This is a genomic window from Brevibacillus fluminis (assembly GCF_003710825.1).
In the GTDB taxonomy this organism is placed as follows: domain Bacteria; phylum Bacillota; class Bacilli; order Brevibacillales; family Brevibacillaceae; genus Brevibacillus_D; species Brevibacillus_D fluminis.
On sequence record NZ_RHHQ01000013.1, the window covers coordinates 1 to 19,445 of the forward strand.

General features: G+C 51.8%; 19 protein-coding genes, 1 pseudogene and 1 riboswitch. Of the genes and pseudogenes, 7 read left to right on the forward strand and 13 right to left on the reverse strand.

Annotated elements, in window-relative coordinates; all coding sequences use genetic code 11:
• The 4 genes and pseudogenes from EDM56_RS32265 to ilvA all read right to left on the reverse strand — a co-directional run.
• Positions 1–345, reverse strand: a pseudogene (locus tag EDM56_RS32265) (hypothetical protein); the annotation flags it as partial.
• A 239-nt stretch (positions 346–584) separates the two neighbouring features.
• The gene (locus tag EDM56_RS17630; protein WP_122919236.1) at positions 585–1,271 is read right to left on the reverse strand and encodes a copper homeostasis protein CutC; all 687 of its coding nucleotides are present in this window, start codon (positions 1,269–1,271) and stop codon (positions 585–587) included.
• 173 nt (positions 1,272–1,444) lie between these two features.
• Positions 1,445–2,698 carry a GNAT family N-acetyltransferase gene (locus EDM56_RS17635; protein WP_122919237.1) on the reverse strand — a complete coding sequence of 418 codons (1,254 nt, stop codon included), beginning with the start codon at positions 2,696–2,698 and terminating at the stop codon, positions 1,445–1,447.
• A 79-nt stretch (positions 2,699–2,777) separates the two neighbouring features.
• Complete coding sequence (gene ilvA, locus EDM56_RS17640) at positions 2,778–4,055, reverse strand: threonine ammonia-lyase IlvA (RefSeq protein WP_122919238.1); 1,278 nt, start codon at positions 4,053–4,055, stop codon at positions 2,778–2,780.
• Between the two features lie 139 nt (positions 4,056–4,194).
• On the opposite strand from ilvA, the gene EDM56_RS17645 reads away from it, so the two are divergent.
• On the forward strand, positions 4,195–4,893 hold the full coding sequence (locus EDM56_RS17645; protein ID WP_122919239.1) for a polyphosphate kinase 2 family protein: 699 nt from the start codon (positions 4,195–4,197) through the stop codon (positions 4,891–4,893).
• Positions 4,894–5,047: 154 nt separating this feature from the next.
• Positions 5,048–5,641 carry a DapH/DapD/GlmU-related protein gene (locus tag EDM56_RS17650; RefSeq protein ID WP_122919240.1) on the forward strand — a complete coding sequence of 198 codons (594 nt, stop codon included), beginning with the start codon at positions 5,048–5,050 and terminating at the stop codon, positions 5,639–5,641.
• A 76-nt stretch (positions 5,642–5,717) separates the two neighbouring features.
• On the opposite strand, the gene EDM56_RS31195 is transcribed toward EDM56_RS17650, so the two are convergent.
• Positions 5,718–7,049 carry a globin-coupled sensor protein gene (locus tag EDM56_RS31195; protein ID WP_183192500.1) on the reverse strand — a complete coding sequence of 444 codons (1,332 nt, stop codon included), beginning with the start codon at positions 7,047–7,049 and terminating at the stop codon, positions 5,718–5,720.
• Between the two features lie 87 nt (positions 7,050–7,136).
• Positions 7,137–7,221: riboswitch (cyclic di-GMP riboswitch) on the reverse strand.
• 199 nt (positions 7,222–7,420) lie between these two features.
• Here EDM56_RS31195 and corA point away from each other — a divergent pair.
• Entirely contained in the window at positions 7,421–8,356 is a 936-nt protein-coding gene (gene corA, locus EDM56_RS17665; RefSeq protein ID WP_122919241.1) for a magnesium/cobalt transporter CorA, read from the forward strand.
• On the opposite strand, the gene EDM56_RS17670 is transcribed toward corA, so the two are convergent.
• From EDM56_RS17670 to EDM56_RS17695, 6 genes are all read right to left on the reverse strand, one after another.
• Entirely contained in the window at positions 8,334–9,410 is a 1,077-nt protein-coding gene (locus EDM56_RS17670; protein WP_246009434.1) for an HD-GYP domain-containing protein, read from the reverse strand. The two genes, corA and EDM56_RS17670, sit on opposite strands and share 23 nt — an antisense overlap.
• Positions 9,411–9,712: 302 nt before the next feature.
• Positions 9,713–10,015: a YunC family protein gene (locus EDM56_RS17675; protein ID WP_122919243.1), complete on the reverse strand. Its 303-nt coding sequence runs from the start codon at positions 10,013–10,015 to the stop codon at positions 9,713–9,715.
• A gap of 69 nt (positions 10,016–10,084) precedes the next feature.
• Positions 10,085–10,321: a DUF6154 family protein gene (locus EDM56_RS17680; protein ID WP_122919244.1), complete on the reverse strand. Its 237-nt coding sequence runs from the start codon at positions 10,319–10,321 to the stop codon at positions 10,085–10,087.
• A gap of 45 nt (positions 10,322–10,366) precedes the next feature.
• Complete coding sequence (locus EDM56_RS17685; protein ID WP_122919245.1) at positions 10,367–11,800, reverse strand: bifunctional metallophosphatase/5'-nucleotidase; 1,434 nt, start codon at positions 11,798–11,800, stop codon at positions 10,367–10,369.
• Between the two features lie 165 nt (positions 11,801–11,965).
• Positions 11,966–12,790 carry a sulfite exporter TauE/SafE family protein gene (locus EDM56_RS17690; RefSeq protein WP_425456326.1) on the reverse strand — a complete coding sequence of 275 codons (825 nt, stop codon included), beginning with the start codon at positions 12,788–12,790 and terminating at the stop codon, positions 11,966–11,968.
• 19 nt (positions 12,791–12,809) lie between these two features.
• Positions 12,810–13,667, reverse strand: a complete 858-nt coding sequence (locus EDM56_RS17695; RefSeq protein ID WP_122919247.1) for a DUF72 domain-containing protein — start codon at positions 13,665–13,667, stop codon at positions 12,810–12,812.
• Between the two features lie 35 nt (positions 13,668–13,702).
• On the opposite strand from EDM56_RS17695, the gene EDM56_RS17700 reads away from it, so the two are divergent.
• A complete protein-coding gene (locus EDM56_RS17700) occupies positions 13,703–14,146 on the forward strand; it encodes a M67 family metallopeptidase (RefSeq protein WP_122919248.1) in 444 nt (147 codons plus the stop codon).
• 124 nt (positions 14,147–14,270) lie between these two features.
• On the forward strand, positions 14,271–14,759 hold the full coding sequence (chrS, locus tag EDM56_RS17705) for a chromate efflux transcriptional regulator ChrS (RefSeq protein ID WP_122919249.1): 489 nt from the start codon (positions 14,271–14,273) through the stop codon (positions 14,757–14,759).
• A 104-nt stretch (positions 14,760–14,863) separates the two neighbouring features.
• Here chrS and chrA read toward each other — a convergent pair whose 3' ends face one another.
• Entirely contained in the window at positions 14,864–15,415 is a 552-nt protein-coding gene (chrA, locus tag EDM56_RS17710) for a chromate efflux transporter ChrA (RefSeq protein WP_122919250.1), read from the reverse strand.
• Positions 15,412–16,029, reverse strand: coding sequence for a chromate efflux transporter ChrB (gene chrB, locus EDM56_RS17715; protein ID WP_122919251.1), 618 nt, complete (start codon positions 16,027–16,029; stop codon positions 15,412–15,414). The genes chrA and chrB overlap by 4 nt, the downstream gene beginning before the upstream one ends.
• Positions 16,030–16,238: 209 nt before the next feature.
• On the opposite strand from chrB, the gene ggt reads away from it, so the two are divergent.
• A complete protein-coding gene (ggt, locus tag EDM56_RS17720) occupies positions 16,239–17,837 on the forward strand; it encodes a gamma-glutamyltransferase (protein ID WP_122919252.1) in 1,599 nt (532 codons plus the stop codon).
• 110 nt (positions 17,838–17,947) lie between these two features.
• Positions 17,948–19,309 carry an APC family permease gene (locus EDM56_RS17725; RefSeq protein WP_246009435.1) on the forward strand — a complete coding sequence of 454 codons (1,362 nt, stop codon included), beginning with the start codon at positions 17,948–17,950 and terminating at the stop codon, positions 19,307–19,309.
• The last annotated feature ends 136 nt before the right edge of the window (positions 19,310–19,445 follow it).

Genomic DNA, 19,445 nt, shown 5'->3' on the forward strand with positions numbered 1-19,445 from the left:
CGTTGGACCCGTCGGACCTGTTACTGTACTCGCTGCCCCTGTCGGACCAGTTGCCCCTGTAGGACCGGTTGCTCCGGTAGGACCTGTCACTGTGCTGGCTGAACCAGTAGGACCTGTTGCTCCCGTTGGACCTGTTGGACCTGTAGACCCGGTAGGACCTGTCACTGTGCTAGCGGCTCCCGTCGGACCGGTTGCCCCCGTCGGGCCGGTTGCCCCGGTTGGACCTGTCACCGTGCTAGCCGCGCCTGTCGGACCGGTTGGACCTAATGGGCCTGTCGGACCGGTTGGACCTATTGGCCCAGTCGGACCTGTCGCTCCATTACCAAAACCAAAATAATTTGACACAATCTTACCTCCTTTACACAAGCATATTGCATACTATGAATGAGCGAAAAAGTGGCTTTCAACGCTTGACCATTTTTGCAAGAAAAGTGTTTTCGCCCTCGCATTTCCTGGCTTTTTCGATAGAGAATCCTGATATCGCTAGAATGACAGCGAACAATGCGTTCTTTTTCGATACATGCAAAAGAGCAGTCAGTAGACATCGCTCTGACTGCTCTCCTCCGGCGTTTTGCGCCCTTCCTTTACCCCAGCAGTTCCTTCAACTCCCGAATCCTCCCCGGCTCAATCGGCAAAAGCGACTTGCCATCCACGCGCACACCGCTGCCAAAGTGCAACTCCGTAACACCCGTCGCCCCGACAAAACCTTGTACGGTATCAAGCGTCAAGCCGCTTCCCGCCAAGATCGTCAGATGAGTCCCTCGCGTCCGTTCCACGAGTCTGGCCATCCGCTCGACCGCATCCAATGCGCTTTTTTGACCGCCGGAGGTGAGAATCCGTGTCACCTGCGGATACGCCAGCAGCGTTTCCAGTGCTTCATCCAAATCAGCTGCATCATCAAACGCCCGATGAAACGTCACCGTCAGTTCGCCTTTTGCTGCCTCCAGCAACCGCTCAAGTGCAGCCGTATCCACTTTTCGCTCAGCCGTTAGCGCCCCGATAACGATACCCGCCGCCCCGATTTCGCGGATGCGCGCAATGTCGTTGCACATCGTTTGAATGTCGTCGCGGTCATAATGAAACGATTGGCTATGCGGCCGAACCATCACCATAACCGGGATGTCAACGGCCCGTACCGTCTCCTCGATCAGCCCGTAGCTTGGCGTAAGTCCTCCTTCCAAAATACCTGTGACCAGCTCAAGCCGATCCGCTCCGCCCTCAATCGCAAGCCTCGCATCGGTCAATGTCGTCGAAATCACTTCTACTAGCATTCTTGCCCACGCCCTCTCTACCTGTCGCAATTCCTTCTATCATTTTTTCCATCGTCTCTTAATCGTTTGCAATCGAATGCGGTTTTTCCTTCTGCTTTGGAAAAATCCTTTCGCCTGTACAAAAAACCCCCAGGCTCATCTGCCCGAGGGTTCAACCGTCCCACTCATTTCGTTTAAAACGGGGTCGTGCACAGCGGTTTTTCACATGCGCCGAACAGCTTGCCCAGCGTCTCGACATAAGCGCTGTCCGACACTCGTACCAAGCCATAGCGCACGAGCTGACGAAAGGGCACAGCACCGACGATCAAGGAAGAAAAATCGGAAATATCCAGCTCGATCTCGACGTCATGCGCTTCCTGTTCGCTCAATGCCGCTGTGCCGTTATCGAACGCAATGACCGTGCTTCCGTGATTGTCTGGCAAAAAGCTGTCCTGCACCGTAATTTTGACCGTGCAGGTTTGACCGCCGAAATCGTGTCCGGCCAAATCGCGGAATATTCCCTTGACGTCTAGCACCCGATACATGATACCGACACCGGAAACGTGGCTTTCATGATAGACGGAAGGCAGCATCCGCCCGCTTTCATTGCGCGGGTCCGTCAGCAGCTGATGGAACGTTTCGTCCTGCGTGTTGTAAATGATCCGCTGCACCTGGTCGGCTTGGCTGCGCAAAAAGGCTATCAGCCCGGTATAAGCCTCCGTTGTTTCGGCAAAGAGCTCCTTCACCACCAAATGGTTGAAGATGAAATTCTCTTCATGCCCACGTTTGAACGTAAACGTCAGATACCCCGTGAGCTTACCGTCTTCACGATAGCCCACTGCGATGGTTTCCGGCGAAGCAAAGGTTCCCCGCTGCTCATACGTTGTACGCTGGATCATCCCATTTGTCTTGGCGGCCTGCCGATTGTACAGATCGACCATCTCCGGCAGGTCATCTGCCTTAAGGAAGGAACACCGCGATTTGTCTCCGATTTTTGGCAAGCTCGTCGGAAGGAAGCGGTACTGATGCATTTTCGTCCCTGGTCCAAATCCCATCTGCTTGTAAAAATCAACTCGGAACGGGTAGAGCATGGCCATGTTGACCCCTCGATCCAAGTAATGCTGCAAATAATAGGTAAGCATCTCCTTCGCCACTTTTTCCTTCTTATGCAGCAAGTCTACACAAACGAAGCCGATTCCGCCCGCCTGGACAGGAACCGTCAGCAGCGTCAGATCAAAGTCAAAAAACTTCATGCCGCCAATCATTCTATCGTCTTCAAACAGCCCATAAAACCGGCAAATCGCGTCCTCCTCCATTGAAGTCACAATCCGTTTTTTCAGATCACCTCGGGCTTGCTCGGAGAATGAATTCATGCCTGGATAAGCGTTAACCCCCAACCCGACAAAGGCATCCGCCTCTGCCGGACCTAATTCACGAATCGTACGCATAACAGTACCCCCTTCCGTCTTCTGCCATTATTGTAGCATCATTCAATAAAATAATCTTTATCGATTTAGGAATTTTCTATCAAATCAGCAAATTGAACAAATCTGGATCTTTGTTGATCTCGACATAGTGGAATCCTTTTTTGCTCAACCGCTCCACAAGCGGTTCGTAATCTTCTTTGTACTTCAATTCGATTCCGACTAGTGCCGGACCGTTTTCCTTGTTGTTTTTCTTCGTGTATTCAAAGCGGGTGATATCGTCATTCGGCCCGAGCACATCGTCCAGGAACTCACGCAATGCGCCGGCACGCTGCGGGAAATTCACGATAAAATAATGTTTGAGCCCTTCGTAAATCATCGAACGCTCTTTGATTTCCTGCATCCGCTCGATGTCGTTGTTTCCGCCGCTGATGATGCAGACGACCGTCTTTCCTTTGATCTGATCCCGATACAGATCGAGTGCTGCCACTGCCAAAGACCCGGCCGGTTCGACGACAATCGCATTTTCGTTGTACAGCTCAAGAATTGTCGTGCACGCTTTCCCTTCCGGCACAAGCACGACGTCATCCAGCACTTCTTTGCAAATCTCAAAATTGAGCTGTCCAACTTTTTTCACAGCCGCTCCGTCGACGAATGTATCGATGGTATCAAGCACGACTACCTGATCCCGGGCCAGCGACTCTTTCATGCCCGGTGCGCCGGTAGGCTCGACACCGATGATTTTGGTTGCAGGGCTGATGCTTTTCAGATAGGACCCTACGCCCGAAATCAGGCCGCCTCCGCCGATTCCAGCGAATACGTAGTCGATCGGCTCGTCCATCTCGTTCATGATTTCCAATCCGAGCGTCGCTTGTCCGACAACCGTGCGATAGTCGTCAAACGGATGAATGAACGACATCTCATGCTCGTCGCAGTAGCTTTTTGCCCGCTTAAACGAGTCGTCGAAAGTATCTCCTGTCAAAATCACCTCGACAAACGGCCCGCCATATCGATTCACCTGCGTAATTTTTTGGCGTGGGGTCGTCGTCGGCATGAAAATCTTCCCGTATATTTTCAGCAGTTTGCAGGAAAGAGCCACGCCTTGCGCATGATTTCCCGCGCTGGCACACACGACTCCTCGTTCCCGCTCTACTTGTGTCAATCCTTGAATCAGATTGTAGGCGCCTCTGATTTTGAATGATCTGACAATTTGCAAATCCTCACGCTTCAGATACACGTTGCATTCATAACGGTTGGAGAGGACTTCGTTGTACTGCAACGGCGTTTTGTTCAATACTTCCTTCAAAGCTTGATTGGCGATGATGACGTCCTGCACCTGGACACTTGTGGTTTGTTCGTTACTCACTTGTACTTTGCTCATTTTCCTTGCCCTTCTTTAGTAGATTCGGATTTTGGTTATTTGCCTATTGTAGCAGATTCTCTTTACTCGCGCGTATTCATTTGCTATCTTCGCTGTATGGTAGAATTTATATAAAACAGAGAAGAAAAGGAGATTTGTCATGATTTTGTCATCCCTTGATCTCACGCAAAAGCTGGATACAAAAGAATACAATGAACAGTTGGAAGAGTATCAATTAAAACTTCTGCGCCTACAGCGCAAATTATATGAAAAGGAAATTCCCCTGATCTTGGTCTTCGAGGGGTGGGATGCGTCCGGAAAAGGCGGCGCGATCAAGCGCGTCACCGAATCGCTTGATCCCCGCGGCTTCCAGGTCCATCCGATTGCAGCCCCTTCCGAGGATGAGCTGAAGCATCATTATATGTGGCGTTTCTGGACGCAGTTCCCCAAAAAAGGCGCGATTGGCATTTTCGACCGTTCCTGGTATGGCCGTGTGCTTGTAGAGCGCGTCGAAGGGTTCGCCAATCCGGAAGAATGGCAGCGCGCCTATGACGAAATCAACCACACGGAAAAAATGCTGAACGACGACGGCGCCTACATCCTCAAATTTTGGCTGCACATCTCTGCGGAAGAGCAGCTGAAACGATTCAAGGAACGGGAAAACAATCCGCTGAAAAACTGGAAAATCACCAAGGAAGACTGGCGCAACCGTGAAAAACGCCCGGAGTACGAGGAAGCCGTGGAAGAGATGATCCGCAAAACCCATTCGCCGTTTGCTCCGTGGCACTTGATCGAGGCCGAAAACAAAAAATATGCGCGCATCAAAATATTAAAAACGATCGTGCATACATTGGAATAATGAGCAAGGATTGCCCCTCTTTCGCTTTCGGCGGGCAATCTTTTTTATACAGATAGGAATTTATAAAATTCCTATCCAGTATAAAGGCAACCGCGGCTCCGCCAAGAGGCATGGCGCAGCCAGGTTTTCTAACATCCAAAGGAGGTCGGGGGCTTTGAGCAGATATGTGATGGATCACACAGCCAAACTGGGGGCCCATTGTCAGATCGGATACCACGTCATCATCCACAGCGACGTTGTCATCGGTGATCAGGTCTCAATTGCTGACACGGCAATCGTATTAGCCAAAACCAAAATCGGTGCGAGATGCCACATCGGCCCCAGCTGCGTGCTCGGCAAGCCCCCTTTCACCGCCACTCCTGCACTGCCTCCGCTTCAACTCGACCATGACGTCATGATCGGGGCCGGCGTCATTCTCCATGCCGGCAGCCATATCGAGGAAGGCGTCTGGATCGACGATTTATCTGTCGTCGGTGATTCCGTCACAATCGGCGCCCATACACGGATTGGCCGTGCCGTCACCATCGAAGGAAAAACCTCCATCGGACAGCGTGTCACCATTCAATCCGGCGCGCATCTTTCGGAAGGAATCACGCTGGCAGACGATGTCCAGATCGGCGCAAACGCGACGCTGTTTCCGGGAATTCGGGTCGGCACCAAAGCCCACATCGGCACAGGTGCTGTCGTCATGCACGATGTGGACGCCGGCAAAATCATGGTCGCACTCCCTGCTCAAATTAAACGGTAGCATCTCCTAACACACGCACGTAGAAAACAAATTCTTATCTGTGCAAAAAAGAACCGCTTGGGTTCTTTTCTTTTGTTTATAAATGTTGTGCTGTCGTATTCAGGGTATCAGCTGACATCGCGACCTTGTCAGAGGCCATGCCGATTTCATCGATGCTCCGGACCAAAATCTTCATCTCCGCTTCCACGCGGTCGATCTGCGTGATGCTCTCCTGCATGGAGCTAGCGATCTGATCAAACGCCCGCCGCGTCGCTTCAGACTCTTTTAACCCGTTGCTCACCAGCGATTGCACGTTGTTGATCGACTGGACGACAGACTGGGTATACAGGCTGGTTTCTCCGATCAAACTGGAAATTTGCTTGACGGAAACCTGCGTCTGCTCCGACAACTTGCGCACCTCGCCTGCTACGACCGAGAAGCCTTTGCCGTGCTCCCCTGCCCGCGCTGCCTCAATCGCGGAATTGAGCGCCAGCAGATTGGTTTGCTGCGCGATCTGCTGTACGATCTGGATGACGTTCTTGATTTGCTCCGCGGACCCATTCAGCTTGGTCACCGTCTCCTCCATCTCTACCGTACTTTGATGGATCGTGCTGATGCGCTCTTCCAGCTCTTTGACCTGCTCTTGCCCACGATAGGCGTAATTTTGCGTTTCTTTTGACTTTTCCGTGCTGTATGTCACGATCCGGCTGACTTCCGAGCTGTTGGCCATCAGTTCCTCGATCGATGCCGTCGTCTGTTCGGTCAACGCAGCCAATTCTTCGCTGATGGAGCCGATCTTGTCTTTCAGTTCGGCTTTGACGATTTCATATTGCTTCGTGCGCAGGCGGATGTTTTCCTTTTCATACGCTTCAAGTACGATTTGCTGTTCGAAATTGAGAATTTTGGTGATCACCTTGCTTACGCGCACGTACTCTTCCAACGCCAGATGTTGATGGGCGGTATCAATCAGTGCCGCTTGCAAATTTTGAAACGCGCCCATATACCATTTGGGCTCAAGGCCGATTTGCACATGGCGGTCTGCCACTCGGATGCGCTTGTCCAAAAAGTCACGGTCGATTTTGCCGCTGAACATTTCAATCAGGTGGGCTTGCAGCGTCTTTTTCAATCGGTCGATCGTGCTGTGTTTCCGGATCAGTTCATGCAGCAGCGGAACCTCCAGCACAGAATGATAAAATGCCTCGACAATCTCTTCGATATTCGCCATGATGAAGGGTTGGAGCGCTTTGGAGATCAGCAGTTCCTCTTTGGTGAGATCGATCATTTTCATCTGCTGGACATGCTCATCGTCATCAAGCTCAATTTCGACAGCATGCTTCTTTTTCAGCTCATCCACAACCAATGTAATGTGATTTTCCGGCTGTTTCTTTCCCATAAATGGAAATAATCGATGAAAAGGACACTTGCTCATAAGTTTGATACACCCCGCACATTTTAGTAGCATTAAATACCATTTCCACTGTCCAATTGGTAATAACGTCAAAAAAACCAGCCTAACAAGATCGTCGGCCGGTTGCACTACTAGCTCCAAACCGCCCAAGTGCCCAGAATTAAGGCGGTTTCTCATAGCATTCCATTATGTAATTGGGTTTAGCTCATGCAAACTTATTTCATTATTGTAGCAGTGCATATTATTAGTAGCAATTACCAACAATCCTAATTCACATTTTGTTCATCATTTGTCGAATTCGAACGAGGTCGTCGCTCAGGACATCTCTCCTTACAACAAATGGTATACTGATTACTGAACAAGGGATTGTCCACGGAAGGATGCTGCCTGAGATGAAAATTCGACTGGTCCAAAACGGACTGATAACCGAAATCGATGATATCGAGGAAACGACTTCACCGCCCTACAACGGCTTTTACTGGATCGAGGCCGGCCTGTTTGATTTAGACGTGCTCCAGCAGCTTTTTGGTCTGCATGATCTGGCGATTGAGGACTGCATCGATGAAGAAGAGCAGCGACCCAAGCTGGAGCAATACCACGATCATTATTTTATCGTCATCAACAGCATCCAATTTACGAATCACGAAATCTTTTTGCGTGAGGTGAACCTGTTCCTCGGTGAGCACTACATCATCACGATCACCAAGTACCCAATTGATGAGATGCAGCGCATGCCAGCCCTCTTGCGGGAAGAGGAAGTGAATGCTGCCGACCTCTTTCTCTACCATCTGGTTGACCAGATCGTGGAATCGTATTTCGATGTTATTGACCAAATCGAGATCATGCTGGAAAATTTGGAGGAACAAATCCTTTTAAACACACAAAAATCCCAATTGAACCAAATCATTGGGCTTCGTCGGGAGATTTTATATGCGAAGAAGATGATCGGGCCGCAGCGAGACTTGATCGCCGCGCTCAACAAAAAGGAGCTTGTGCTGATTGATGACAAGCTGCAAAAGTATTTCGGCGACATTCACGAAAACGCGGTAAAAGTGGCGGAGAGCTTCGAAACGTTCCGCGACTTGATCGCCAACTTGCGTGAAGCGTACCAGTCTGCCTTGTCGGGTCGCGCCAATGACATCGCACGGATTTTCACCGCACTGACCACCATTTTCATGCCGCTTACCATCGTAACCGGCATCTACGGCATGAACTTCACGAACATGCCCGAGCTGCATACCCGCTACGGCTATTTTATCGTCCTTGGCTTCATGTTTTTCCTGGCGCTCGGCATGTACCTCTTTTTTAAAAAGAAGGACTGGCTATAACGGTAGCGATCGGATGGGATTCGGCGATCATCAGATGAAGTTGCTTGCTCAAATCGACTTCCATCGGGTGATCCAACACCCGCTTTTCAGCGTCATGCAACAGCCGGATAATCGGCCTGCTGGGCAGCCCCTGATTGTATCCAGTGACAACGCCGCTCTCCCCCGTATCGAGTGTAACGGACAGGCCGAGCGGGTACAACGCAATCGTATTCCGAAACGCCTCGACGACCTTGTGATCAAAATGTTTGTCCACGCCAGCATACAGCAGCTCCATAGCCACATGCGGCAGCAGCGCCTGCCGGTAGACCCGATGGGACGAAAGCGCATCGAACACGTCGCAAACGGTCAAGATCCGCACGTACGAATGGATTTCGTCCCCTTTTTTCTGGTGCGGATATCCGCTTCCGTCCAGGCGCTCATGGTGCATCAATGCGCACTGTGCGGCAAACTGCATCATGCTGTCGCCGTTTTTCATCAGCTCGTAGCCTAGCTTCGCATGCTGCTTCATGATCTGATACTCTTCCTCGGTCAAGCTCCCCGGCTTTTGTGCGATGCTTGCGGGTATCATCATTTTGCCGACATCGTGCAGCATGGCCCCCATGCCGATTTTCACCAGCTCCTGATCGCGCAATCCCATTTTCCATGCAACCGCAATCGTGTACAAGGTCACGTGAAAAGAGTGGGAAAAAAGATAATGATCCACCGCGCAGCTCGTTCCGAACAAATTGAGTGCTGCCTGGTTTTGACTCAGCTCACCGATGATCTCGTTCATCACCTGCTGCAGTTTGGCCCCCAGCTCATCCTCGGAAAAGAGCGTTTGCCACTGCTGCGGCTCTTCGGCCACCTGGCGAAACGTCCGTTCGATGAAGGCCAGCGTCTTGATCCGCGTTTCCTCGCTGACAATCTCATCTACATTGAGCTTGTCGGTCCACTCATCCTCTATGTAAATCAATTCGATATGTAAACGAACAAGTCGTTCTAGCATCGCCTCTGTGATGACGGCACCTTGTGCCAATAGGACGGCGCCGTTGTCCGCGTAGATGGTTCGAGCCAATTTGGCCCCTGGTTGACATTCTCGGAGTGTAATCAACCGCATCACATCGACACCTTTCCCCATGAGATAATCTTAATTATATAGAAATATCTACCATAGAAAATAGTGCTAGGAGTTCATTTCGTGAACCATTTGTGAGGATTTGTACTTAGAAAACCTGGCTACGCCAAGCTTTTTGGCGGGGCCGCGGTTGCACTTATACTGGATAAGAATTTTATAAATTCTTATCTGTACGAAAAAAAAATAAACCGCTCCTGATTTTGGTTCAGAGCGGTTTGTGGAAAGAGCTGTCGATTTTTGGATTAAAACATCTTGCGGATCGCATCGCGTCCGGTCATTCCAGCCGTAATTCCCCGTGATTCGGCTGTCGCCGTTACAGATTCCAGCGGAGCGTCGAGCAGCTCGTCGATCGTTTTCACCCCGACAGCGCGACCCGCGAGAATTTCCCGGCTTGCCAGACGGGTGTTCAACAAGCCTACGTCCAAAGCCCCGCACATAATGTACCCGTGATCGGTTGAAACCGATAGCAGTGTTGTTTTGGGCAAATAGACGGTTACGGCTGTCGCCGTTCCTTCTTCAAAGCGAATGGGTTTTACCTCAATCATTCTTATTCCCTCCTCCAGCTGCGCGCTCTTGCGCGTCTATTGCAGGATACGCAGGGAAGTGATCGCTGGTTAATGCAGGACATCACGGGGGCGCTCATCCTCCATCGCGACTTTGCGCTTCAGCACCTCGATGAAATAGTTCGCCACCATGTGGAAGACCTCTTCCTCCTCCATCTCATCAATCAGCTGGTTCAAGTCATCAGCCGACTGTTCCTGCAGCGTACCGACGACGATGGCGATAATGTCTTCTTCCGCCCCGTTAAAATGGCCCCGGTACATTTCATACAATTGGTCAACAAAGCGCATCGAACTACCACCTCGACACTTAGCTTTCCCCAAATCCTAGAAAAGTTAGCAACGAGTATAGCGCGGCGTGAAGCTTGATTGAACGATCGCCTCATTGCCCAGTGTAGCAGCAAGCACTTCCCTTAATACCTCTGGCAGAAAAAAACGAATATCCTTCCCGTCCAAGAGCTCCGGCAGCAAGCGCCGGTTGTACATGAACATATCGACTGTCGCGACTCGGTAAGCTCGAGCGGGTTCAAGGGGATGACCATCTATTTTGATTTGTTTGATTGTACTGTCAGGTGTATCCCCATATTCGACCGTCATGCCATCGATGCCCATCCAACCTGCCACTTTGCCGCGAAAGCCGAAGCCACGCAGCTCCTTATGGACAAATTCGGGCTGTATCGCCCGTTCCATCACTTTGGCGAGCTGAGCGCCAGTCAAGGTGACCACGCACGGATTGATTGGGTGCGGCAGGCAGCGAAGCAGCTCCAGCTTGGTTACGGGACCGGCCGGCAATTCCGTCAGCAACAACCCGCTGTTTGCCATCCCCACGTCCGCCTTAGTCCAATCGCGGATGCTCGCCGCAAGAAATGTAGCAAACGGACTTTCCTTTTCCCAATCCAGCTGAAAATCGACGGGCAGCTGTGCCACGGTAGTTATGAGCAGCTCCTCCGCTTGCCGGAACTCCTGCGCGAGAAAAGCGCGGACCCCCGAATCCTCGGGATAATCGAGCGGATCGAGCACTTCCGCATCGGCTGCGGTTACCTTACTGCTCTGATGATCGATTGACAGTGTAATATGCCCGACCCGCTGGCCGAATTTGCCGGTCTGGGCAATCAAAGTCGAGCCGACCTGCTGGCCGTGCTCCAGCAAATGATGCGTGTGGGCGCCGAGAATCACATCGATTCCCTCGATTTGCTCGGCAAGCTCCACATCCAGCTGATAACCCAAATGAGAAAGCAGCACGACTGCATCAACATGCGGGCGCAGCGCCGAGACTTGCTCAAGCAAAATGGCTCTCGGCGCCAGTGCGTCCCAGCCAAGCTGTTGATAAGCGGGAGTAAAAGGAGCCGTCACGGCGAGGATGGCCACCTGCACGTCGCCAAAGCGATGAATCGCATACGATACCGCCCAAGGAGGAATCTCTCCCGTCTCGGGCTCACGCAAGTTACTGAGGACGACCGTAAAATCGGCTTGCTGGTATAGCTGATTCAACTGTGCCTTGGTCAAGGTCAGCCCTTCATTGTTGCCGATGGTGGCATACTGATAGCCGCTCCGATTCAAGATTTGCGTATTCGCTTTTCCCCACGTCGCCTCGGTCGGCTCGCTCATCCGGTCTAGATGATCGCCGATATCAACCGTCAGCACATGCTCCCCTTGCGCTTCCCACCGGCTTCGCTTTTCCTTCAGCAACGCGGCAATGTGCGGCATTTGTTCAAAGTGGCTGTGTAAATCGTTCGTATGCAGAATATGTAAGGTACAGGTACTCGTCACACGGCTCCCTCCCTTCACTTTTATCCTATTCATGGAAAATGGGGTCGTGTCGTCATTTTACATGCTGCTTTTTTCCCCTATTTGCTTTAGAAAACCTGGCTGCGCCATGCTTTTTGGCGGAGTCGCGGTTGCACTTATACTGGATAAGAATTTTATACAAAATACTTATCTGTATATAAAATATTCCGTTATCATTTGCACAGCAATTGCGAGAATCAAAATGCGCAGTAAAAATACAAGCGTGCGCCCTTTCAGCCGCGAAGCAATTTTTGCCCCGAGCACGCCTCCTACCAAAGCCCCCGGCGCCAAGGCGAACACATAAAGCCATGCCACTTGATGGTGCATGATATTGGTGATGCTGCCGACCAGGGAAGATAGAAAAATGACGCACATCGAGGTTGCTGTAGCCATATGCGGAGGAAAACGAAACAGAATCAGCATGACCGGCACCATGAGAATGCCGCCCCCCACACCGAACAGGGAGGAAACATTGCCGACCAGAAACGCAAGTAAAATGGAGAGCCATCGGCTGTAGCCGTACGTGTGGGTTGTTCCGCTCTCGTCCACATACGTTCGTTTGACTTCCCATTCCACATGGCGCGGCTTCAGCTTGTCCTTCACCATCATCAAGACGAACATGGCGAGCTGGAACAGACCGAATACGAGCGAAAACGTATGGGAGTCGAACAGCTTGTTCAAATAGACACCGGTGATCGCCCCAGGGGCGCTTCCGATAAAGAACAGCAAGGCACTTTGTATGTCCACTTTTTTCTGTTTGAGATACGTAACCGATGACGACAGCGCCGTAACCACGATGACAAACAGCGAAGTGCCGGCAGCCAGCTGCGGCGTCATCTCACCGGGGTAAAAATGGTTCACAACATAAAGCAGGGCAGGTACGAAAAACATGCCCCCACCCATGCCGACCAGACTGCCGATGATGCCGGCCAGCAAGCCAATCAGCAAAAACAAAACCACGATGGTAATCATGATGACACGTCCACGTCCTTTAGAACAGCTCCATTTGCCGAGGGTTCAACCCTTCCGGCTCAATGTGTAGTATCTCCATAAACCGCTTGGCATTCGCGACGGCATCCCCGCCCGAGTTGTTGTTGAACAGGATGCAGACTTCCTGCGCCTCCTCCCCAAGCGTCCGAATTCGCGGCGCCCATTCCTGCAGCTCCGCTTCATCATAGCGATACAAATACCGCACATCCCGCCAGTTTTGTCCCTCCCCCGCTTCTCGCCAGCCGGAGTTGTTCCGCCCGTGAAACCGGACGAGCGACAGCGCTTCGTTTGTGACAGCGGGAACGATCGGCACGCAGCCATTCCCTACCTGGGGCTCATCGCAAACAACATGGATCGCACCAAGCTCGCGCAAGAACGAAAGCGTCTTGTCCCGATAGGCCGGCGCGAACCAGCTTTGATGGCGAAACTCGACTGCGACGCTGTACTGCTGAAACGCAGACACACAGCCTTGCACATACTGGACATGCTCGCGCTTGCAATCGAACCACGGCGGGAACTGAAACAAGAGCATCTTCAGCTTATTGGCCCAAACGAGCGGCTGAATGCTCTCCTCGAACTGTGCGAACAATTCTTTTCGTCCGACCGTCTGCTCACCGCGCTGATGACCGGTCATGCCTTGGTGCGGTTTTACGATGAACCCGAATGAGCTAGGCGTGTCGCGCGCCCATTTCTCATAATTTTTTTGTGGTAAAATGGCGTAGAACGAACTGTCCACTTCCACGATAGGGAAATGGCCTGCGTATACCGACAGCTTGTCTTGGCTGCGCACGCCCTGCGTGTACAGCTCATGATGATCGCCCCAGCCGCAGACGCCTACGATCAGTTTGCTAGTTTCCATCACGTTACATCCTTTTTCAAAAGGAGATCGAAATCATGCTTTCTTCCATTATGGGCGAGCCCTTTACCAATAAGCATACCAGACTCTGGATGGATCGAAAAGTCTACGAGCGCTTGCTCGATGCAGGCCAAACTGCACGCCCAAAAGAATTCGCCGCCTTGCTGGGAGGGACGGGCGCGCACATCACTGCCAGCTTCTCCCCTTCGCAGCTGGCAACAGACCGCACTTCATTTCACTGGGACGGGCCTACGCTTCTCTCCGCATTGCGAGAGATTGGTCAGAGTCAGCTGCAATGGCTCGGCGTCTTTCATACGCATCCGCTGACCGCACCGCTCCCTTCTTCTGCTGACCATGCCGGTTGGCATTATCCCGCACTCAGCTACTGGATTCTTTCGCTTGCGGGACGGGAGCCGGAGCTGCGTGCGTACCAGTTGACGGAAGGCGTGTTCCAGCCGCGGTCCTTTATGCTGGTCGACTGAGCGGCTCAACTACCGTAGTCATTGCTTTTGCAACCGCATTCCGCTATAGTTTTTCGTATCGAAAGTGAACATCGGCTTTCGCTTACCTTTTGCCAAGAAATCTTCTTATACAGGAGGCTCGCGCATGATCTACGAATACTCAGAAGCGAATGGCATTCCAGAGATGGAGCTAGACGACATCGATAAACAAATTCTCAAAGAGCTGCATGATAACAGCCGCATCTCATACACGGATCTGGCAAAGCAGATCGGCATTTCCCGCGTTGCCATTCAGGCGCGCATCAGCGCATTGGCCGAATCCGGGGTCATCGAACGCTTCACCGTCGTCATCAACCCCACCAAAGTCGGCATTCAAGTTTCCGCCTTTTTCAATGTCGATATCGAACCGAAGCACCTGGATGAAGTAGCCGAAAAGCTGTCGCGCGAGCCCGCCGTGACGAGCCTTTACCACATGACTGGACCGAGCACCTTGCATATGCACGGAATATTTAAAAACATGCAAGAGATGGAAAGCTTTTTGCTGAACCGGCTTTACACCTTGCCGGGGATTATGCGCGTCGAATCCCAGCTGCTGCTGAAGCGATACAAGAGCAGAATGGGTATGAAGCTGTAGCTTAAACCTATGAAAAAGTCCCCTTCCGCGCAAGCCAGCGGGGCGAATACGCCCGACAGACCGTACAGAAGGGGACGTCAGTGTCCCACGAATGATCGTTATGCTCACGCCACTGAATGGGACAGCACGAGCCCGCCATAAACGAATGCGATCACAATCACGACCGCAGGGTGGATTTTCCATTTGGTCATCATCAAAAAGCTGACCGCGGCGATACCGAGAAATTGCCCCCACCCGATTGAATGAAAAGACACCAACCCCATCTCCCACGTGAGCAAAAGCATCATGATTGCGATAACAGGCTGTACCAGCAATGTCATCCCTTTCACCGCATCCGAGCTACGGTAGCGATTCAATAGCCGCAGCAGGAAGATCAACGCGAGTATGGAAGGCACGACCGTGGCTACCGTCGCGACAAGCATGCCGATCCACCCCGCCTGCTGGTAACCGACAAAAGCAGCAATTTTGGTTGCGATCGGACCAGGTAATGCATTGGCAACCGCGAGCATGTCGCCGAACTGCTCATTGGTGAGCCAATGATAATGGTTCACGATCTCCTCCTGCATGAGCGGAATCGACGCAGGACCTCCACCATAGCCAAGGATATTGGCCATAAAAAATCCCCAAAAAAGATTTATCAAAAGAAGAAAGCTCATAGCGGCACCCCTTCGTTCGACTTCGTCGTTTGTTCCGGTTGCTCTTCTTCCCTTCGCCGCTTGATCCGGTTCATCACGCGCAGATGAAAGGCGCCGTATAAAAGAAACGCGGCAACGACGATGGCCGGATGCAGGTCAATAATCGACAACAACAAGAACGCAAGCGCGGCAAAGCACACGCTGGCCGCTTTCCCCAATCCCTTCCACGCCTTCATGAAAAACTCATACGCCATCTGGGCCAGCATCACGGCGATGACGGGTCGCACCCCCTCGATCATGCCGGCGATGACAGCCGAATCTTTCAAGGCATACAAAATCCCGAGCAAAGCAACCATAGCCAAGTTCGTCGGCAAAATGTGGGCCAGAACTGCGACGATCGCACCGAGCCCTTTTTTCTGCTGATAGCCAAGATAGGCAGCCATTTTGGTTGCGATCGGCCCGGGCAGCGCATTAGCCAGCGCCAAAATCTCCCCGAATTCCTCTTCGCTAACCCATTTGTATTTGTTCACCGCTTCATGGCGGATCAACGGCATGACAGACGGCCCGCCACCGTACCCGATTATACCGGTCCGTACCATGGCGATGACGATCTCTCTATATGGAGCAACTCCCATCTCGCCCTCTCCCCTCGACATTCTACAAGACATTACGAAACCACTTTTTAATAATCAATTACGTTATGTATAAATATATCCCAAAATAATTTCGCATTCAACAAATAAATCGATATTGACTTAACAAAAGAAATATGCGAAATTTTATGATGAATCTGATCACACTTCATTACCCATTTACAGAAAAATTGAAAAGGGGGACTTCTCGTATGGCTGATCGTCCGGCAAGAAATCCGCGAGCGACACGCTCTGTTGTGCACGCCCCAAACGGAATGGTGGCGTCAAGCCAGCCATTGGCATCTGCGGCAGGCCTGCGCATCCTACTGCAAGGAGGAAATGCTTTTGACGCCGCTGTTGCGACCGCCGCTGCCTTGACGGTGGTGGAACCGATGCAAACCGGTCTTGGCGGAGATATGTTCGCGCTTCTTTATAACCAAAAAAATAAAAAGGTGGAGGCCTTAAACGGCAGCGGTCGTGCGCCGCAAAAAGCCACCCGGGATTTTTATCGCTCTAAAGGATTCTCATCAATGCCTGAGAGAGGCATCCTTTCCATCACGACGCCCGGAACCGTCGATGGCTGGGCCGAAATTCTCGAGAAACACGGGACCATGACGTTCGCACAAGTTTTGGCGCCTGCAATCGAGTATGCCGAAAAAGGGTTTCCGGTTTCCGAAATCATCAGCAACCAGTGGAAACGCGAAGAAGAATTGCTGCGCGCTACATTGGCTGCAAGCGAAACGTTTTTGCTCGATGGACGGGCGCCGCGAGAAGGCGAGCTGTTTGTGAATCCGCGCCTGGCAGCGACATTGAAAGCGATCTCCGCTGGTGGCCGCGATGCTTTTTATAAAGGAGAAATCGCCCGCAAAATCGCTGCTTATATGGAGGAGCACGGCGGATTGCTCACGTATGACGACTTGGCAAGCCATTCCTCCACATGGGTCGAGCCGGTCAGCGTGACATACAAAGGCCATCGCGTTTACCAGCTCCCGCCAAACGGGCAAGGCGTGGTCATGCTCAACATTTTGAACATCATGGAGCAGTTCGACCTGTCATCCATGCTGCACAATTCCGCTGACTATGTGCATGTGCTGGCGGAAGCGACAAAGCTGGCCCTCGCTGACCGCGACCATTTCATCTGCGATCCGGCGTTTTCCACCATTCCGCTGGATCAACTCCTCAGCAAGGAATACGCCACAGCGCGCAGCCAGCTCATCTCCATGGACAGCGTCATCAAGGAGGCTGGTCCTGGGCTGGAGATGAAATCCGATACCGTCTATTTCACAGTCGTGGACAAGGACCGCAACGCGATTTCCTTCATCAACAGCGTCTTTGACGGCTTTGGCTCTGGCATTGTGGCTGGGGACACCGGGATAGCCCTGCAAAACCGCGGTTCCGGCTTCTCGCTCGAAGAAGGGCATCTCAACCAATTGGAGCCTGGCAAGCGGCCGCTCCACACCATCATTCCGGCGATGGTAACAAAGGATGACCAACCGTTTTTGTCCTACGGCGTCATGGGCGGCGATATGCAGACCCAAGGGCAGGTACAAGTGCTTTTGAATCTGCTTGAGTACGGTATGAACATCCAGGAAGCGGGCGAAGCGCCGCGCATGCGCTACCTTGACCATGAGCTTGCGCTTGAAAGCGAGTTTGCCGGAAGCGTCCGGTACGGCTTGATCGAAAAAGGACATAAGGTCGTATCGTTGGTAGACTGCTTCGGCGGCTTTCAAGGCATCCTAATCGATCCGAAGACCGGTATGCTGCAAGGCGGCTCGGACCCACGGAAAGACGGATGTGCGATCGGTTACTGATCGCTTGTGCTTGCGTGAATGATGGGGACACAGTGTGTTGTCCCCTCCTGCACTATATCGTTCGAAAATTCAAATTATTATTATTTACCATTCGCGAAAGGTGTGTTACTGTGAATTCCGAAATCAAATTGCAGCGCTCTCTCACCTTGCTCCCGGCTGTTTTGTTCGGGCTCGCCTTCATGTCGTTGGGCACTGTGTTTAGCACATTCGGCATCGCCTCCGTCGAATCCCACGGGATGATCGTCGGCTCCTACATCCTCGCCTTGGTTGTGATGCTGTTCACCGCCTACAGCTACGGACAAATGGCAAAAGCGTACCCTATTTCCGGCGCCGCTTATTCGTACGTGCAGCGGTCGATTCATCCCCATCTGGGCTTTATGGTCGGCTGGTCCATCTTGATGGATTATTTGTTTACGCCGATGGTGAACTTCTTGCTTTTCCGTATTTATTTCGCCGCTTCGTTCCCTTCGGTACCTGAATATGTCTGGGTTTTGCTCATGATCGTCACGGTCGGCTTTGTCAATATCAAAGGCATAACGCTCGCCTCCATCGTGAATCGGATCATCATATCGTCCGTCGTGCTATTCCTTCTCATCTTTTGCATTCTTTCCATTCATACGGTTCTCAATGGGACAGGCACCGCTACTCTGGCGACTAGCACACCTGTTTTCAACCCGCAAGAATCGTTTTCGCTGCTGGTCGCAGGAGCGGCTATACTCTGTTTCTCTTTCCTTGGATTTGATTCGGTTTCCACCCTCTCGGAAGAAACGATCAATCCCGAAAAAACGATCCCGAAAGCGATTTTTATCAGTACTTTGATCGGGGGCCTTATCTTTATTTTCGTCGCGTATGTGACCTACTGTGTTTGGCCGGACTACACCACCTTCAAAGACCCGTCTTCCGTCTCACTCGACATCATCAAGCTGGTGGGTGGAAATGTGCTCGCAGCGTTTTTCCTGGCGGTGAAAGCGGTCGGCTTCTTCGCTTCTGCTGTTGCCTCGCAGGCGAGTACTTCGCGGGTACTGTACTCGATGGGGCGTGACGGGCAGCTGCCACGGAGTTTTTTCGGCACGCTTCACCCCAAATTCCAGACGCCTGTCAACAACATTTTGCTGATCAGCGCGTTTTCCTTGCTGGCCTTGTTCCTCAGTCTTGATCTGGTTGCTTCCTTTATCAACTTCGGCGCCTTTTTCGCCTTCACCTGCGTAAATATCGCCGTGATTAAACATTATTTCATCGACAGAAAGCAAGAGACGGCCCGCTCGTTTAAAAGCTTTCTCTCTCATCTGCTTGTCCCGGCGATCGGCGCGGGATTGGATATTTGGATGCTGATCAACCTAGACGGCTACTCCAAGCTGCTCGGCGCCGTCTGGTTCGTGATCGGCCTGGTTTATCTGGCTTTTAAAACGCGAGGCTTCCGACGCAAGTCACCTTCGATTCCGGAAGCGGATCGTATCATCGAACAGGCGTAACGTTAGAAAACTTTGCTGCGCCAGCTTTTGGTGCAGCCTTAGTTGAACTTATACTGGATAAGAATCGTTATAGATTCTTATCTGTAAAAAAAAGAATGTGCTGACAACGTCGGGAAAACCACTCCCATACTTTGCA

Coding starts and splice junctions, on each gene's coding strand:
- ilvA (WP_122919238.1), bottom strand. CDS start 4,055: ATGAGCAAAGTACAAGTGAGTAACGAACAAACCACAAGTGTCCAGGTG.
- EDM56_RS17645 (WP_122919239.1), top strand. CDS start 4,195: ATGATTTTGTCATCCCTTGATCTCACGCAAAAGCTGGATACAAAAGAA.
- EDM56_RS17680 (WP_122919244.1), bottom strand. CDS start 10,321: ATGCGCTTTGTTGACCAATTGTATGAAATGTACCGGGGCCATTTTAAC.
- ggt (WP_122919252.1), top strand. CDS start 16,239: ATGGCTGATCGTCCGGCAAGAAATCCGCGAGCGACACGCTCTGTTGTG.
- chrS (WP_122919249.1), top strand. CDS start 14,271: ATGATCTACGAATACTCAGAAGCGAATGGCATTCCAGAGATGGAGCTA.
- EDM56_RS17690 (WP_425456326.1), bottom strand. CDS start 12,790: ATGATTACCATCGTGGTTTTGTTTTTGCTGATTGGCTTGCTGGCCGGC.
- EDM56_RS17700 (WP_122919248.1), top strand. CDS start 13,703: ATGCTTTCTTCCATTATGGGCGAGCCCTTTACCAATAAGCATACCAGA.
- corA (WP_122919241.1), top strand. CDS start 7,421: ATGAAAATTCGACTGGTCCAAAACGGACTGATAACCGAAATCGATGAT.
- EDM56_RS17630 (WP_122919236.1), bottom strand. CDS start 1,271: ATGCTAGTAGAAGTGATTTCGACGACATTGACCGATGCGAGGCTTGCG.
- EDM56_RS31195 (WP_183192500.1), bottom strand. CDS start 7,049: ATGAGCAAGTGTCCTTTTCATCGATTATTTCCATTTATGGGAAAGAAA.
- EDM56_RS17635 (WP_122919237.1), bottom strand. CDS start 2,698: ATGCGTACGATTCGTGAATTAGGTCCGGCAGAGGCGGATGCCTTTGTC.
- chrA (WP_122919250.1), bottom strand. CDS start 15,415: ATGAGCTTTCTTCTTTTGATAAATCTTTTTTGGGGATTTTTTATGGCC.
- EDM56_RS17695 (WP_122919247.1), bottom strand. CDS start 13,667: ATGGAAACTAGCAAACTGATCGTAGGCGTCTGCGGCTGGGGCGATCAT.
- EDM56_RS17675 (WP_122919243.1), bottom strand. CDS start 10,015: ATGATTGAGGTAAAACCCATTCGCTTTGAAGAAGGAACGGCGACAGCC.
- chrB (WP_122919251.1), bottom strand. CDS start 16,029: ATGGGAGTTGCTCCATATAGAGAGATCGTCATCGCCATGGTACGGACC.